This window comes from Corynebacterium sp., from assembly GCF_030152825.1.
Taxonomy (GTDB): Bacteria; Actinomycetota; Actinomycetes; order Mycobacteriales; family Mycobacteriaceae; genus Corynebacterium.
This window is the reverse complement of record NZ_JASLIP010000007.1, coordinates 20,962-37,055: the sequence shown is the minus strand read 5'-3', so window position 1 is coordinate 37,055 and position 16,094 is coordinate 20,962. Positions and strand designations below refer to the sequence as shown.

The window sequence follows — 16,094 nt, the reverse complement described above, 5'->3', positions numbered from 1 at the left end:
ACCATGACTAACTACGGACAAGAAGGGAGGCGGTAGCGCATGGCTAATCTTCGCGAACTCAGGTCACGTATCAAGTCCGTGAACTCGACCAAGAAGATCACCAAGGCCCAGGAGCTTATCGCCACCTCGAGGATCACGAAGGCTCAGGCTCGCGTCGACGCTTCGCAGCCTTACGCTCACGAGATCACCAAGGTGATCGAGCGTCTGGCTTCCGCCAGCTCCCTGGATCACAAGATGATCCGGGAGCCGAAGGATCCGAAGCGCGCAGCCATCCTCGTGGTTTCGAGTGACCGTGGCATGTGCGGTGGCTACAACAACAACGTCTTCAAGACCACTGCGGAGCTCCGCAAGCTGCTTGAGGACGAGGGCAAGGAAGTTGTCCTGTACATCCTTGGCAACAAGGGCGTGACCTACTACAACTTCCGCAACGAAAACATCAGTGGAGCGTGGACCGGGCACTCTCAGGACCCGGTGTACGCCGAAACCGCGAACCTGCGTAACCACCTGATCGGCGGCTTCCTCGCCGGTTCGGAGGGCACGGTCGACGTCGTCGACGGCGTCAACGCCGAGGGCGACCAGGTGCCGGGCTTCGACGAAGTCCACATGGTTTACACCGAGTTCCACTCGATGCTTTCCCAGGTGCCAAAGGCACACCGCCTATTGCCAATCAAGACTGTCGTCGAAGAGGAGAAGATGGAGCTGGGATCCGACATGGTGTCGGACGCCTCAGACGAAATCTCTCCTGAGGTGGATTTCGAACCGGACGCAGACACGCTTCTCGCGAACCTGCTTCCGCAGTACGTATCCCGCGGCATCTTCGCCGCGCTGCTCGAAGCAGCAGCCTCCGAGTCGGCCGCGCGTCGTACCGCTATGAGTGCGGCGACGGACAACGCGAGCGAGCTGGTGGAGAACCTGTCTCGTATCGCAAACCAGGCTCGCCAGGCGCAGATTACCCAGGAAATCACAGAGATCGTCGGTGGCGCGTCTGCGCTCGGCGATAGCGGAGAGAGTGACTAATAATGACTACAGCAATTCAGGAGCAGCAGAACTCCGCTGCACCGACTGCTGCCGGCCGCGTCGTTCGAGTGATCGGCCCGGTTGTCGACGTGGAGTTCCCGCGTGGGCAGCAGCCAGCACTATTCAACGCACTGCACGTCGAGGTTGACCTCGAGGCAGTTGCGAAGACCATTACCCTGGAGGTCGCACAGCACCTGGGTGACAACCTGGTGCGCACCGTCTCCATGGCCCCGACCGACGGTCTGATCCGTGGCGCCGAGGTCAAGGACACCGGTAAGCCGATCTCCGTTCCAGTCGGCGACGTCGTCAAGGGCCACGTCTTCAACGCCCTGGGCGACTGCCTGGACGAGCCAGGTCTCGGCCGCGACGGCGAGCAGTGGGGCATCCACCGCGAGCCACCGGCATTCGACGAGCTCGAGGGTAAGACCGAGATCCTGGAGACCGGCGTTAAGGTCATCGACCTGCTGACCCCTTACGTCAAGGGCGGCAAGATTGGCCTCTTCGGTGGTGCAGGTGTGGGTAAGACCGTCCTGATTCAGGAGATGATTACCCGTATCGCCCGCGAGTTCTCCGGTACCTCTGTGTTCGCCGGCGTCGGTGAGCGTACCCGTGAGGGTACGGACCTCTTCCTCGAGATGGAGGAGATGGGCGTGCTCCAGGACACCGCGCTGGTGTTCGGTCAGATGGATGAGCCGCCGGGAGTTCGTATGCGCGTGGCTCTGTCCGGTCTGACCATGGCGGAGTACTTCCGCGATGTTCAGGGCCAGGACGTGCTGCTGTTCATCGACAACATCTTCCGTTTCACCCAGGCAGGTTCTGAGGTCTCCACGCTGCTCGGCCGCATGCCGTCTGCAGTGGGTTACCAGCCGACCCTGGCCGACGAGATGGGTGTCCTGCAGGAGCGCATTACCTCCACGAAGGGTAAGTCCATTACCTCCCTGCAGGCTGTCTACGTGCCGGCCGATGACTACACCGACCCGGCACCGGCGACGACCTTCGCCCACCTCGACGCAACCACCGAGCTGGACCGTGCGATCGCTTCCAAGGGTATTTACCCGGCAGTGAACCCGCTGACCTCCACCTCTCGTATCCTCGAGCCGGGCATCGTCGGCGAGAAGCACTACGAGGTTGCGCAGCGCGTGATCAACATCCTGCAGAAGAACAAGGAGCTCCAGGACATCATCGCCATCCTCGGTATGGACGAGCTGTCTGAGGAGGACAAGATTACCGTCCAGCGTGCTCGTCGTATCGAGCGCTTCCTGGGCCAGAACTTCTTCGTCGCAGAGAAGTTCACGGGCATCCCGGGCTCCTTCGTCCCACTGGAGGAGACCATCGACGCCTTCGAGCGCATCTGTGATGGCGAGTTCGACGCTTACCCAGAGCAGGCCTTCAACGGCCTGGGTGGTCTGGAAGACGTCGAGGCTGCCTACAAGAAGCTCACGGACAAGTAAGAGGAGCACACATGGCTGAGATTGCCGCTGAATTGGTGGCTGTGGAGAAGGCGTTGTGGTCTGGCACCGCAACGGCCGTCATCGCGGAGACCACCGAGGGCGAGATCGGCGTGCTTCCAGGTCACGAGCCACTGCTCGGCCAGCTGGTCGAGAATGGCGTCGTGATCATCCGGACCACTGAGGGTGAGAAGCTGGTGGCCGCGGTACAGGGCGGGTTCCTGTCCGTGTCCTCCGAGAAGATCACCGTTCTCGCTGATAGCGCTGTGTGGGCCGACGAGGTCGACCAGGCTGATGCTGAGGCTCGGGTGCGTGAGGCATCCTCCGAGGAGGAGAAGTCTCGCGCAGAGTCCGAGTTGCGCGCTGTGAAGCGTTCCAAGGAGAAATAGACCGAAGTTTTCGGTAACTACCGGCCAAGGCCACGTCGCGTGGGGTGACCCGCGCGGAGTGGCCTTTGTGCTTTTCCCACTAAAGCTGCCCGTCTCTCACGCTGAGTACGGAATGCCGCCCGCTGGTGGGTGGGAATTGTTAATATCCAGGCATGGGGCTAGATTTTGATTAAGGTATTGCAGCCTTGAAACACTCCTGGTTTTCCTGCCCGCCGGGCTGGCGGGGTGATGCGACGGTGAAGAGGCGGAAACGTTGACCACGATTCTTGTGCTTTTGGGAATTGTTCTTCTTCTGCTGCTCGTTGGCGTCATCCTGTGGCGCTTCTTCTACCTGCGGAGCGAGGGGTACCCCGTGCTGCTGCGTGCGCTTCCCGCCGAGGAGGCAAGGCACTGGCGGCACGGGGTTTTGGTTTATTCGAGGACCTCGACCCGGCTGTACAAGTTGCGCAGCCTGCGGCCCGGGTCGGACCTGGTGTTGACCCGGTTGGGAACCACCGTGGTGTCCCGCCGGGAGATCGTGGACAAGGAGCGCCCCTTCATCGAGGGCTACTGCCACGTGGTGAAGATTTCCCATCGTGGCGAGGAGTATGAGATCGCCATCGACGAGCAGGGGGACAACGCCTTCGTCTCCTGGCTCGAGTCCGCGCCCTCAGAGCGCCGGGTGCGCACCACGCGGTTTTCCTAAAGATTCTGGTTGTTTTCCACCCCGACCGGGGTTACCCGGGCGGGGTTTTCGCGTTGGCGATGGAAACGGGCCTGACCAGCACCGCCTACGGCACAGCGCCTTGCTGAAGTTCACGGATGGCGCCGAACTCGAGGGGGCACTTGGTTAAGTCCTTTGAGGAGTCCGAGGATGGCAAGCAGTCGACCTTTGAGCCGAAATCCGATTTCACGTTCTCGGAGGAGGACCACTCCTTCCAAGCAGCTAAGCCCGGTGACGTTGACGTCCTCGCTGTATTCCCTGGAAACTCGAACCAGGACATCAAAGGTATGAAGGATGTCCCGCGGCAGACTGTCGAGGCGATGGATGTGAAGACGCCCACCGCGCCGTCCGTAATGAAGGGTAAGACGAATGGCGAGGAGGTCGAGGTCGGTAACAATGTCACTGCCGATAACGCTATCCGCCAGGCACTGACCCTGGGCATCGACAGTGAGGCGCTCGTGGACGTGACCCTTGACGGCTGTGGCCGCCCAGCCAACTCCTCCATGGGCGGCCAGCTCCAGCGCTTCGGCATCGCCCGAGCCTTCGACACCCGCGCTAAGTACGTCATCGCCGCTGAGATCACCAGCATGCTGGATGGCCTGATCGTGATCTCCCACAGCGAGGAGCTGCTGGACAGGCTCTGCGATCGCCGCCTGTATCCGCACCACGGCGTGCGGACTGCGACGCCCTACGAATAGCCCGCCGCGGTCTGCCGTGGGGTAGCGTTAGAAAAATGCGTCTCATCATCGCCACGTGTGCTGTCGACTACGTCGGTCGACTGGAAGCTCATCTGCCACGCGCCGATCGCCTGATCATGGTGAAGGCGGACGGCGCGGTCTCCATCCATGCGGATGACCGGGCCTATAAGCCCCTGAACTGGATGACCCCACCCTGCACGACGACGGAATACCGCCGCGCAGAGGTGCTCGCAGAGGCCAATGATGATGAGGAGGCTTTCCTCACGCTCCCCGAGTTGGAAGACGAAGACGTCGAGGCCCTGTGGGTCGTGGAGAACCCCAAGGGCGAGCAACTGCGCATTCAACTCTTTGCGGTGCACTCCGACCAGAACTTCGACCTCGGTGAGGACCCGGGGCTGCAGAAGGACGGTGTGGAGGCCCATCTCCAGGAGCTGCTGGCCGAGCAGATCGAGATCTTGGGGGAGGGCTACTCCCTGGTGCGCCGCGAATACCCGACCCCCATCGGGCCGGTGGACATCCTCACCAAGGATGCGACGGGGGCGACCGTCGCGGTGGAGATTAAGCGCCGCGGGAACATCGACGGAGTCGAGCAGCTGACTCGTTACGTCGAGCTGCTCAACCGTGACGAGCTGCTTGCCCCGGTGACCGGTGTCTTCGCCGCCCAGGAGATCAAGCCCCAGGCCCGAACCCTGGCCGAGGACCGCGGAATCCGTTGCGTGACCTTGGACTATGCGGCGATGCGTGGCACCGATGATTCGGAGTTTCGGCTGTTCTAAGCCCCGGTGCTCATGGGGTCGAAGCGCCCCAGTCGGCTCGGGGATTGGGCGCGGTCACCCCGCGGTCGGAAGCCGTTACTATGGAGGGCATGACTGTTCCGCACGATCCTTCCTCCCAGCAGCCCTCTCAACCAAAGGGAACCGCCCCGCAGGCGCAAGCATCCTCCCCGCAGCAGCCGCAGGCGCCGCAGCGTTTTGTCTCGCGGGCGATTGACCTGGGGACGGTGAAGCAGCAGGCCGTGCAGCGCGAGAGGCACGCACAGCAAGCAGCGGAAGCTGGAGTGAGCGTGGACTACGTCGCCCGCTCGGCGGACGTGACCCCGGAGTCCTTCGAGCAGGACCTGGTGGTCCGCTCCACCCAGGTCCCGGTGGTCCTCCTGGTGGGTAGTGCCCGCTCCGAGGCCAGCGCGGAGCTGAAGAACTTCTTCGCCCGCCTGGTGGAGATGCCGGACGTGCCTCAGGAGCAGCTGAAGTGGGTCTTCCGCTACATCGACGCCGATGCCGTGCCGGAGATGGCTCAGGCGCTCGGGGTACGCGGCGTGCCCACGGTGCTCGCCCTGGTGGCTGGCCGCCCGGCGACGTCCTTCCAGGGCGCCCAGCCACAGGAACAGGTCGAGCAGTGGCTGGAGTCGGTGATTCAGGCCGTCGACGGCAAGCTGCCGGGCCTGCCTGCGGATTCGGGCGCCGCCGCCGAGGAGCAGGACTCCCGCCTCGACGAGGCCGCAGCCCTCATCGAGCAGGGGAAGACCCAGGAAGCGATCGCCGCCTACGACGCGATCCTGGCCGACCCGAACACCGACCCCGAGATCGCGGCGACCGCACGGGCCGCACGCGCCAATGCCATCCTCGCGGAACGCGCCGGAGATCCGGCGGCGGGGGAACAAGCGCTGGAGAAGGTCGCGGCAGAACCGGGCGACGTCGACGCCGCGACGGCCGCCGCCGAGCTGCTCGCCCTGCGCGGCGAGAAGGCCCAGGGCTTCGAAGTGCTCGTCAACGCGATGCGCCACACCGCGGGCGAGGAGAAGGACCGCGCGAAGCAGCAGCTGCTGCAGCTCTTCGAGCTTTATGACGCAGCCGACCCGGAGGTCATCGCGGCCCGCACGAACATGGCCAGCGCCCTGTTCTAACACCGCGTCTGTTAGCCCGGAGTAACCCGATCCGATCCCACGAGCCCCTGAGGTAGCGAGAACCACCATGCAACGCAATGTTATTTCCACCCCGGAAACCCAGCCGGCGGCGCCGGAGGACCTGATCCTGGACATGCGCGGTGTGTCGCTGCGCCGGGGCGGCAACGAGATCCTGCACGAGCTGGACTGGCAGGTCGAGCTCGACGAGCGCTGGGTCATCATGGGGCCCAATGGGGCGGGGAAGACTTCCCTGATGCGCCTGGCCAGCGCGCAGCTTTTCCCGACGACCGGCACCGTGGACATCATCGGTGAGCGGTTGGGCTCCTCCGACGTCCGCGACATCCGCACCGCCGTCGGAATGTCCTCCTCCGCCCTGGCTCACCGCATCCCTGACGACGAGGTGGTCTCGGACATCGTCATCTCCGCGGGCTACGACGTCATGGGACGGTGGCGGGAGGCCTACGACGAGATGGACTACGAGCAGGCCGTCAACACCCTCGAGGTCGTGGGCGCCTACCACCTGGCCGACCGCACGTGGGGCACGCTCTCTGAGGGAGAGCGCAAGCGCACGCTCATCGCGCGTGCCCTGATGACCGACCCGGAGCTTTTGCTGCTCGATGAGCCGGGCGCCGGACTGGATCTCGGTGGCCGCGAGGACCTGATCGAGTTGCTTAGCCAGATCGCGATGGACCCGGACTCCCCGGCGACCGTGCTGGTCACCCACCACGTGGAGGAGATCCCGCCGGGATTCACCCACGGGATGCTGCTGGACGAGGGCCACATCGTCGCCCAGGGCCTGCTGACCGACATCATGACCAGCGAGAACCTCACCAAGGCCTATCACCAGCCCATCGAGGTTAAACAGGAGGACGGCCGCTGGTTCGCCCGCCGCCTTCGTCGCGGTGGAGCCCACCGGGCGCGGGATTAGATAGAGTCTTTTAAGTACCGATTTAGGTTGAAAGCGAGGTCCGGCTCGAGATGGGATTTGCAGAGCAGTTGGGTCCGGTAGAGCCACGGCATGCCTCCACGGTCATTCTGCTGCGTGACACGCTATCCGGCCCGGAGGTCTACGTGCAGGAGCGCGCGTCAACCATGGCGTTCTGCGCGGAGATGACTGTCTTCCCGGGCGGTGGGGTGGATGCTCGCGATATGCCCGGTGACGTCGACGGCGACGGGGTGGACTCGCCCGATGTGCGCTGGTCCGGCCCGGACGTTCGCTGGTGGGCCCATCGCCTGCGCAAGGACCCCGCGATTGCCCGCGCCCTGGTGTGCGCCGCGGTGCGCGAGACCTTCGAGGAAGCGGGCACGCTCCTGGCCTCCAACGAGGACGGAGATATCGTCGCCGACACCACGCGCTTTCAGCACGAGCGCCAGGAGCTGGAGAATCACCTGCTCCCGTTTTCTACGTTCATGGACCGGCACAAGCTGATCCTGCGGGCGGACCTGCTGCGCCCCTGGGCGAACTGGGTGACCCCGGAGGGGCAGCCGATCCGCTACGACACGGCATTTTTCGTCGCCCGTCTGCCGGAGGGGCAGGATACGACCGGGGACACGCGCGAGGCCACGTCCACGGGCTGGTTCCGCCCGTCGACGCTGCTGGATGGGTGGCGTTCCCGGAAGATCAGCCTGATGCCTCCGACGTGGGCGCAGCTGAAGCTGCTGAGCACCTTCCGCACGGTCGACGAGGTCATGGACTTCTCGTCGGGGCTCTCGGTCGACCCCGTTCTCGACGAGCCGATCGATGAACCGTACATGGCGGAGTACTACCTCATGGAGTCCAAAATGTACGGCCGCCCGAAGCGCGTCTTCGCCCCGGGAATGAAGTTCGCGGTTGACCCGGCGGACCTGCCGGAGCACCCATTCGAGCACCGTCCGGGCTCCTACCTGCAGTAGGTCGCGGTTGTCTTTTAGCCTTGAGGAGCTTCAGTGGCTCCAGTCCTCTCCCGACGCCGGCACCGCCATCGCGCAGGCCGGCGAGCTTGAGCTCAGCCAGCGCAGCGTGGTTTCCGATACGGCAGCCCTGCGCAAAGCCTGGGGCGACAATGCCCGTGCGGTGGCCGAGTTGGTGGAGGCCCGCCGGATAGCGGCGACGAAGCTCTCTGCCGAACTCGTCGCCGGGTGGTGGACCGATAAGGATGCTGCCCAGCAGTCCACCCCGCTGGCCGTGGCGCGCTTCCGTGCTCGGCACCTCGCGGCACTGGGGGTGGCGGTGGCGCGCGACGTCACCTGCTCGGTGGGGACCGAGCTTGTGGCGCTTAAGGATGCCGGGCTGACGTGCAGCGGCTCCGACATTGACCAGGTTCGGGTGGCGATGGCTCGCAAGAACTGCCCGGGCGTCGAGGTGCGGGTGGCCGATGCCCTCGAGCCCTGGGAAGGAACACCGGGGGAGGAGCCGGTGATCCTTGCGGACCCGGCTCGGCGCAACTCCTCGGGGCGGATTCACCGGCTCGAGGACATGCAGCCCCCGGTGAGTGACCTGGTTGGGGCCTATCCCGGACACGAGTTGATGGTGAAACTCGCCCCGGGCGTGGACTTCGCAGAGCTCGAGGACTGGGCCGGCCAGGCGGACGTCATCAGCGTGGATGGCCAGGCCAAAGAGGCTTGTGCCTTGACCTCCGGGCTGGTCTCCCCGGAAGCCCGGGATGGTGAGGGGCTGGCGCGCCGGGCCGTGGTGATCAGCACCAGTGACCAGGGGGAAAGCGTGGACATCCTGGCCAGCTGGGAGCCGGAGCTAGCAGAAGACGACGTCGCAGCACGCGCGGGGCAGCCTGGCCGGTACATCATGGAACCGGATGCAGCGATCATTCGCGCCGGGCTCGTGCGCCACTTCGCGGCCCGGGAGGGGCTGTGGCTGGTGGACCCGAACCTGGCCTATGTCACGGGTGACCATGTCCCGACGGGCATGCGGGCCTTCGAGGTGCTGGATACCGTGCCGGTCAAGCAGCTGCGCAAGGCCTTGCAGCAACGAAGGGTCGGCAAGCTGGAAATCCTCGTGCGCGGGGCGGACATCAATCCGGATCAGCTGCGCGCGAAGCTGAAGCTCAAAGGCAAGGGCGAGGCCACTGTCGTCATTGCACGGCTGGGGGAGCGGAACACAAAGCAGCGCGGGGGTGGGTTGAGCAGCGGTGTGGTGGCCTATATCTGCCGCGCGGTGGCCCCCGAAAAGCACTAATACTGCGAATTCGCTGCGGGTTGACGCAAAGCTCAGGCGCGGGGCATTCCGGTTGGGTAGAACGGACGGTGACACGCCCAGCCCGCGCGGTGGGGTGGTTCTAGAAAAATATTAATGTGTTGTGGCGAAACTCACGTTTTTCAAGCTAAGCTGAATTGGAAACCAACACACAATCACGAAAGGCCAACGCATGTCGAACATCGTTGTTCTGGTTAAGCAGGTGCCGGACACGTACTCCGAGCGCAAGCTCCGTGAGGACGACTTCCGTCTGGACCGTGACAGCGCCGACGCTGTTCTCGATGAGATCAACGAGAACGCTGTCGAGGCTGCACTCCAGCTGAAGGAAGCAGACTCCTCCCGCAACGTCATCGTGCTCTCCGTGGGTCCGACCCGCGCGACCGAGGCGCTGCGCAAGGCACTGTCCCTGGGCTGCGACGAGGCAATCCTGGTCACCGACGAGGCCCTCGAGGGCTCCGACGTCCTGGGCACCGCCTGGACGCTGAGCAACGCGCTCAACCAGATCGAGGACATTGAGCTCATCATCGCTGGTAACGCTTCCACCGACGGTGTCGCGGGCGCTATCCCGGGCCTGCTGGCCGAGTACCGCCAGATCCCAGCTCTGACCCACATGGAGGAGCTGGCTGTCGAGGGTGGCACCGTCACCGGTAAGCGCGTCACCGAGGAGGGCATCTTCGGCCTCGAGGCGCCGACCCCGGCCATCGTCTCCGTCACGGAGAAGGCCAACACCCCGCGCTTCGCCGTCTTCAAGGGCATCATGGCCGCGAAGAAGAAGGAGATCAAGGAGCTCAGCCTCTCCGACATCGGCGTCGATCCGGCGAACGTCGGCGGTGGCAACGCAACCTCTTCGGTCGCTGGCGTCACGCCGAAGCCACCGAAGTCTGCCGGTGAGAAGATCACCGATGAGGGCGACGGCGGCAAGAAGCTCGTCGAGTTCCTCGCCAAGGAAAAGCTGATCTAGCTCACCGCTTTTCACGTTTCATAACCCGACATTCCCTGCCACATTAGGAAAGAGGAAAATCCATGACCAACGTATTGGTACTGGTTGATCACGTTGAAGGTGAGCTGCAGAACTCCACTCGCGAGCTCATCACCGCTGGTCGCGTATTCGGCCAGGTCGGCGCCGTCGTTGTTGGTAAGCCGGGCACCGCTGAGGGCCTGAAGTCCGAGCTGGCCGCTGCTGGCGCGGAGACCATCTACGCCGCTGAGTCCGACGAGGCTGACTCCCTGCTCATCACCCCGTCCGTCGACGCCCTCTCCGGGCTCGCCGCTCACCTGCAGGTTCCGGTCCTCGTCTCTGCGTCCGCTACCGGCAACGAGGTTGCTGGCCGCGTGTCCGCTCGCGTGGGCTCCGGTGCGGTCTACGGCATCACCGAGATCGACGCCGAGCGCAACGCCAAGAAGCCGGTCTTCGGTGGCGAGTACATCGTCGACTCCGCTGCCGCGGGCGTGGCCCCGGTCTTCACCTGGCAGGCCGGCTCCATCGATCCGGAGCCGCAGGACGCTGCCGGTGAGATCCAGGCAGTCGAGCTGCCGGGCGCTGGCCCGACCGCTGTGAAGATCACCAGCTTCGCTCCGGCTGAGGCCGGCGACCGTCCGGACCTGGCTGAGGCGAAGATCGTCGTCTCCGGTGGCCGTGGCGTGGGCGGCTCCGAGGGCTTCACCGACGTTGTCGAGCCGCTGGCCGACGCGCTCGGCGGTGCCGTTGGTGCATCCCGTGCCGCAGTCGACGCGGACTACTACCCGGGCAAGTTCCAGGTCGGCCAGACCGGTGTTACCGTGTCCCCGAACCTGTACATCGCACTGGGTATTTCCGGTGCTATCCAGCACAAGGCTGGTATGCAGACCTCCAAGACCATCGTTGCGGTCAACAAGGATGACGAGGCATCGATCTTCGAGATCGCTGACTTCGGTATCGTTGGTGACCTCTTCGACGTTGCCCCGCAGGCAACCGAGGAGATCAAGAACCGTTAAGGTTCCCGAATCCAATCAGCTGCCCTGAACGCAGCTAAAAAATAAAAAGCCGGTGTTTCCCGTTATGGCGGAGCACCGGCTTTTTTATATCCGTCCATAGCGTGCCTAAGAGCTTTGGGGAACAGCAAATACCACTTCGAGTGGAGGGGACTTTTTAAGATGTGGGCACGACGTTCAGTTGGGGCCATTCTGGCGTTTGTGGTGGGGACGATCCTCGCTGTGGCGGTTCCCGTTGGGGCAGCCAACGCCGATATCGACAAGCCAAAGAAGCAGCGAGTACACCTGGTCATGGACTCTTCTGGGTCGATGGCGGAGAAGATTGATGGCGGGAAAACCCGGATTGATGCAGCCACGGACGCCTTGAACTCCCTGGTCGATTCAACACCGGAGGAGACCGAGCTGGGTTTGCGGGTGTACGGCGCGAATGACAAGAACAAGGGGAGCGAAGAATCCTGCCGTGATTCCGAGCTGGTGGTCCCGATTGCGATGGGAAATCGCGACGACCTTTCGAAGGCCATCAAGGGGTACAGCCCAGCCTGCTGGACCCCGATTTCTTATGCCCTAAAGGAAGCCGGCAAAGACATCGGCAAGCCAGGGGAGGATGAAGAAAACACCATCGTCCTGGTCTTCGACGGCGAGGAAACCTGCGTCCCGGACCCCTGCGACGTCGTCGATGAACTGGAGAAGCAGGGCATCAACGTGACCATCAACGTGGTGGGTATGAACGTGGACGGCAAGGCGCGTAATCAGCTGCAGTGCATCGCGAAGAAGGGCAACGGAAAGTACTACTCGGCGGATAACGCCGATGAGATCAAGACGGCCATCGAAGAAGCTGCGATGCGCACGGGTCAGGCCTTCCGACTGGACGGTGACCCGATCACCGGCGGGGACTCCCGGTTAGAGGCCCCCGACAGGACCCCGGGAACCTACCTGGACGAGTTCGGTTTCGACGAGACGCGTTGGTACCGCGTCCCGAAGCAGGCCAAGGATTCCGTGATCTGGGCAGGTGCGGCGATGAGCCTGGCGGAAACTGACGAGCAGCACGGCTCGATCACCGTCGAACTGGTCGATCCCGCCAGCGAAAAAATGCGCCCTAGAATCCGACTATGGGCACAGCAGAGGCCCCGAGGGACTACTGGCTACCAACCTATCTAGCTGGAAGTGCGAAGACGCCGAAAACTTGCTGCTGAAAGTCACCACGGAGGTCAAGGGCGAAGGCGAGCTTCCGGTGCGGATCCACCTGGAGGAGCGCGGCGCGGTCCAAAACCTCGACGAGCTGCCAGAAGCCGCCAAGGCACCCGAGTGGGAGGAAATGGAGGCAGCAAAGGCGCCGGAAGGTACGTCCTACGGCGGTGACTCCTTCGGGAACGCCAAGGTGATCGAGCCTGGTGCCCACAACATCGCGGTGACCGTGGGCGAAAGCCAGGTATTCGCCGTGGATCTGGACTGGGGGCAGCGCGTATAGGTGCAGACCGACCTGGAAACGGTGCAGAAGCGCTTCATGGCATGGAGCACGAGGGTGCTTTCTCCCTTCGGGAGCAACGCTCTTGTCAACGACACTGATAGCTCGGACTTCGGTAGTTCCAAGAGCATCAGCCTCCAGGCCCGGACTTACCCGATCCGCTACAAGAACAGCGGCGAGATTTACCCGAACGAGAACTCGGTGCCGGGTCGCTACTACATCATCGTCTCCGGAGGCAATCGGGAGGACACGGCCGATAAGCAGGGGGAGGCCAAGGGCACGATGACCGTGGAGATCCTGGGCAAGGCTGGCGAGGGGGCGCCGGAGTTTGCCTCCCTCGACAAGGATCTGGACGAAGAGCAGGATGAAGGCGCTGCCGACGCCGATGCCAAGAATGTGGCCGCCGAGCAGGAAGGCTCGGGGCTGAACTGGCCCATGATCGGAGCGGCCGCGGTCGGGATCATCGCCCTGCTGGCCGCCGTCGTGCTGGCGGTGACGGGGAGGAAGAAGTCCTAGCTAACACTTCACATCGAGCGCACGAACCCTAGTGAGCTCGATGATTGTGATCCAGTTTGGGGTCTCTGTCACATTGCAACGCACGGCATAGGCGCGCCGAAGGTGCGCCACCCCTCACTGGAAAGGACTTTGGGCATGCAGTCAGCCCTCGGGCTCACCATCGCTGGGCTCGCCATCATCTTTCTCACCGTCGCGGTTCTGATTCGCGGCAAGGTGAGCCCGATCGTGCCCATGGCCCTCATCCCGGCGATCGGCGCGCTCATCCTGGGGTATAGCTTCGAGGAGCTCTCGGACTTCTTCAGTGACGGATTGAAATCCGTCATGAGCGTGGTCGTGATGTTCATCTTCGCGATCATCTTCTTCGGGATCATGCAGGACGTCGGGCTGTTTACGCCGGTGATTCGAGCGCTGGTCAAGGCCACCAGGGGTAATCCCGTTTTCATCACCCTGGGAACCGCAGCCATTGGCGTGGTCGCCCACCTCGATGGCTCGGGCTCGACGACCTTCCTGCTGACGATCCCCGCGTTGCTCCCGCTGTATAAGGCGATGCGTATGAGCCGCTACACCCTGCTGATGATCGTCGCGCTGGCAGCGTCGGTGATGAACATGGTGCCGTGGGCAGGCCCGGTGGGGCGCGCAAGCTCGGTCATCGCACAGGACCCGCACGATATCTGGACTCACCTGCTGCCGGCCCAGGGCATTGCACTGCTCGGCGTGTTTGCGGTGGCCGCGGTCCTCGGCGTCCTCGAGCTGCGCCGGGCCCGCAAGCGCAGCGCGCAGAAGGTTGGTGCCGGGGAGGAGGTCGCAGGCCCGGCCAACATTGACGTCGAAAAGATGGCCGCCGAGTTCGCGGAGAACCAGCGCCAGCAGCAGGCGGAGATCGGCCTGTCCTTCCGCTCCGGCAGGGCGGTGACGGTGATCAACATCCTGCTAATCCTCGCGGTGCTCGTCGTGCTGCTGGCGGGCCTGCTGCCGCCGGCCCCCGCCTTCCTCATCGCCACCACCGTGGCCATGCTGGTTAACTGCCAGAACAAGGAAGCCCAGACTGGGGTGCTCAACCGGCACGCACCGAATGCGCTCTCCATGGCGGGCGTGATCATCGCTGCCTCCATGTTCCTGGGAGTGCTCAACGGCAGCGGCATGCTCGAGGAGATCGCTCTGCAGCTCATCGCGATCATGCCTGAGGGAGTGGGGCAGTACCTGCACATCATCGTCGCCTTCCTCGGCGTCCCGCTGGACCTGCTCACGTCCACTGACGCTTACTACTTCTCGGTGCTGCCCATCGTTCAGGAGACTGCTGCGAACTTCGGGGTGAGCGGCATGGGGGCTGCCGCAGCGCTCATCGTGGGTAACGTCATCGGCACTTTCGTCTCCCCGTTCTCGCCGGCGCTGTGGTTGGCGCTCGGCCTGGCGGAGGGGCAGATGGGCCACTACCTCAAGCGTGCGCTGCCGCTGGTGTGGGGATTCTCGATCATCCTGGTCGCCATCTCCTGGGGCATGGGGATGTTCGCCTAGCCTCCCAGGGGCTATGCCACACTAGAAATCATGACGAGCCAGCCCCGCATCTACGCCGATCACGCCGCCTCCAGCCCGTTGCGCCCGGAGGCGGCCGAGGCGATGTGGGAGGCGGAATCCGCGCTCAACCCGGCCGGCCAGTACCGCACCGGCCGGGATGCTCGGCGGATGCTGGAGGAGGCTCGCGAGCAGACCGCAGAGCTTCTCGGTGCTGACCCCGTGGAGGTGATCTTCACCGCCTCGGGCACGGAGGCCGATAATATCGCCGTGCAGGGGCTGGCCTTCGGCTCCCGGAAGTTGCACCCGACTGCCGGCGACATCATCGCCCCCGGCATCGAACACCCGGCGGTGGGGGAATCCATCGACTGGCTGTGCAGCGGTCCGCTTGACCTGGGGTACCGCCGGGTCGAGCTGCCCGTGGACGAACACGGGGTCGTCGATCTTGAAGCGGCCGAGGAGATCGGCGTCCTAAAAAACGCGGGCCCGGAGAACACCGCGCTGATTACCTGCATGTGGGCGAATAACGAGACCGGGAACATCCAGCCGGTTGCTGAGCTTGCCAGAATTGCGGCGGACAAGGCCATACCCATGCACGTGGATGCGGTGCAGGCAGTGGGGCGGGTACCGATCGACTTTCACGGGCTGGGAGTCGCGACGCTTGCGGCGAGCGCGCACAAGTTCGGTGGGCCGCGTTCGACCGGGCTGCTGCTCGCGCGCCGGGATGCGAAGATCCTCTCGCCACTGAAGGGTGGGAACCAGGAACGAGGGCTGCGCTCCGGAACCGTCAACGTCCACGGGGCGGTGGGCACCGCGGCGGCACTGGCGGCGGCACATCGGGATATGGCTGCGGAGAACGAGCGGCTACGGACCATCCGCGAGCGGGTGCTGGAGGCCGTACGTGGCATCGAGGGGGTAGAAGTGTGGACCCACGAACCCTCGTTGCCCAGCCACCTGCACCTGAGCATCCCCGGCGCGGAGGGGGATAGCCTCATCATGCTGCTGGACGCAGCGGGGGTGGATGCCTCCACGGGCTCGGCGTGCGCGGCCGGGGTGAACCGCGCCAGCCACGTGCTCGCCGCGATGGGGGTGGACGTGGAGGTCGCCCGAGGTGCCCTGCGGCTGACCTTCGGCGCGGAGACCACGCTGGCGGACGCTGAACGCATCGCCGAACTGCTGCCGCGGGTCGCCGAGCAGGCTCGAGCAGCGGGAATGGCCTAAGCGCCTGTGGTCGGTCGCCGTAAATGGCCTAAGCCTGCCAAACCCGAGTAGGGTGCCACCC

At 64.2% G+C, this 16,094-nt stretch carries 17 protein-coding genes; all 17 read left to right on the top strand.

Annotated features, from left to right (window positions below; translation table 11 throughout):
• The first annotated feature begins 39 nt into the window (after positions 1 to 39).
• Positions 40 to 1,017, top strand: a complete 978-nt coding sequence (locus Q1V78_RS01300) for a F0F1 ATP synthase subunit gamma (protein ID WP_300610781.1) — start codon at positions 40 to 42, stop codon at positions 1,015 to 1,017.
• Positions 1,018 to 1,019: 2 nt separating this feature from the next.
• On the top strand, positions 1,020 to 2,468 hold the full coding sequence (atpD, locus tag Q1V78_RS01295; protein ID WP_300610779.1) for a F0F1 ATP synthase subunit beta: 1,449 nt from the start codon (positions 1,020 to 1,022) through the stop codon (positions 2,466 to 2,468).
• An 11-nt stretch (positions 2,469 to 2,479) separates the two neighbouring features.
• Positions 2,480 to 2,854 (top strand): F0F1 ATP synthase subunit epsilon, encoded by a 375-nt coding sequence (locus tag Q1V78_RS01290; RefSeq protein ID WP_300610777.1) that lies wholly within the window; start codon positions 2,480 to 2,482, stop codon positions 2,852 to 2,854.
• A gap of 253 nt (positions 2,855 to 3,107) precedes the next feature.
• Positions 3,108 to 3,539, top strand: a complete 432-nt coding sequence (locus Q1V78_RS01285) for a DUF2550 domain-containing protein (RefSeq protein ID WP_300610775.1) — start codon at positions 3,108 to 3,110, stop codon at positions 3,537 to 3,539.
• A 140-nt stretch (positions 3,540 to 3,679) separates the two neighbouring features.
• The gene (locus tag Q1V78_RS01280) at positions 3,680 to 4,255 is read left to right on the top strand and encodes an ABC transporter substrate-binding protein (protein WP_300610773.1); all 576 of its coding nucleotides are present in this window, start codon (positions 3,680 to 3,682) and stop codon (positions 4,253 to 4,255) included.
• A 35-nt stretch (positions 4,256 to 4,290) separates the two neighbouring features.
• Positions 4,291 to 5,031, top strand: coding sequence for an endonuclease NucS (nucS, locus tag Q1V78_RS01275; protein WP_300610771.1), 741 nt, complete (start codon positions 4,291 to 4,293; stop codon positions 5,029 to 5,031).
• A gap of 89 nt (positions 5,032 to 5,120) precedes the next feature.
• Positions 5,121 to 6,158 carry a tetratricopeptide repeat protein gene (locus tag Q1V78_RS01270; protein ID WP_300610769.1) on the top strand — a complete coding sequence of 346 codons (1,038 nt, stop codon included), beginning with the start codon at positions 5,121 to 5,123 and terminating at the stop codon, positions 6,156 to 6,158.
• A 67-nt stretch (positions 6,159 to 6,225) separates the two neighbouring features.
• Positions 6,226 to 7,086: an ABC transporter ATP-binding protein gene (locus Q1V78_RS01265; protein WP_070759297.1), complete on the top strand. Its 861-nt coding sequence runs from the start codon at positions 6,226 to 6,228 to the stop codon at positions 7,084 to 7,086.
• A gap of 50 nt (positions 7,087 to 7,136) precedes the next feature.
• Positions 7,137 to 8,051, top strand: a complete 915-nt coding sequence (locus Q1V78_RS01260; protein WP_070759299.1) for an NUDIX hydrolase — start codon at positions 7,137 to 7,139, stop codon at positions 8,049 to 8,051.
• 7 nt (positions 8,052 to 8,058) lie between these two features.
• Positions 8,059 to 9,330, top strand: a complete 1,272-nt coding sequence (locus Q1V78_RS01255; protein ID WP_300610765.1) for a hypothetical protein — start codon at positions 8,059 to 8,061, stop codon at positions 9,328 to 9,330.
• Positions 9,331 to 9,520: 190 nt separating this feature from the next.
• Positions 9,521 to 10,309, top strand: a complete 789-nt coding sequence (locus Q1V78_RS01250) for an electron transfer flavoprotein subunit beta/FixA family protein (protein WP_148820430.1) — start codon at positions 9,521 to 9,523, stop codon at positions 10,307 to 10,309.
• A 62-nt stretch (positions 10,310 to 10,371) separates the two neighbouring features.
• Positions 10,372 to 11,322 (top strand): electron transfer flavoprotein subunit alpha/FixB family protein, encoded by a 951-nt coding sequence (locus Q1V78_RS01245; protein WP_300610761.1) that lies wholly within the window; start codon positions 10,372 to 10,374, stop codon positions 11,320 to 11,322.
• Positions 11,323 to 11,520: 198 nt separating this feature from the next.
• Positions 11,521 to 12,477 carry a VWA domain-containing protein gene (locus Q1V78_RS01240; protein WP_300610759.1) on the top strand — a complete coding sequence of 319 codons (957 nt, stop codon included), beginning with the start codon at positions 11,521 to 11,523 and terminating at the stop codon, positions 12,475 to 12,477.
• Positions 12,478 to 12,502: 25 nt separating this feature from the next.
• Positions 12,503 to 12,787 carry a hypothetical protein gene (locus Q1V78_RS01235; RefSeq protein WP_300610755.1) on the top strand — a complete coding sequence of 95 codons (285 nt, stop codon included), beginning with the start codon at positions 12,503 to 12,505 and terminating at the stop codon, positions 12,785 to 12,787.
• Positions 12,788 to 12,841: 54 nt separating this feature from the next.
• Positions 12,842 to 13,300 (top strand): hypothetical protein, encoded by a 459-nt coding sequence (locus Q1V78_RS01230; protein ID WP_300610753.1) that lies wholly within the window; start codon positions 12,842 to 12,844, stop codon positions 13,298 to 13,300.
• Between the two features lie 135 nt (positions 13,301 to 13,435).
• The gene (locus Q1V78_RS01225) at positions 13,436 to 14,815 is read left to right on the top strand and encodes a CitMHS family transporter (protein WP_300610751.1); all 1,380 of its coding nucleotides are present in this window, start codon (positions 13,436 to 13,438) and stop codon (positions 14,813 to 14,815) included.
• Positions 14,816 to 14,845: 30 nt separating this feature from the next.
• The gene (locus tag Q1V78_RS01220) at positions 14,846 to 16,033 is read left to right on the top strand and encodes a cysteine desulfurase family protein (protein WP_300610749.1); all 1,188 of its coding nucleotides are present in this window, start codon (positions 14,846 to 14,848) and stop codon (positions 16,031 to 16,033) included.
• The last annotated feature ends 61 nt before the right edge of the window (positions 16,034 to 16,094 follow it).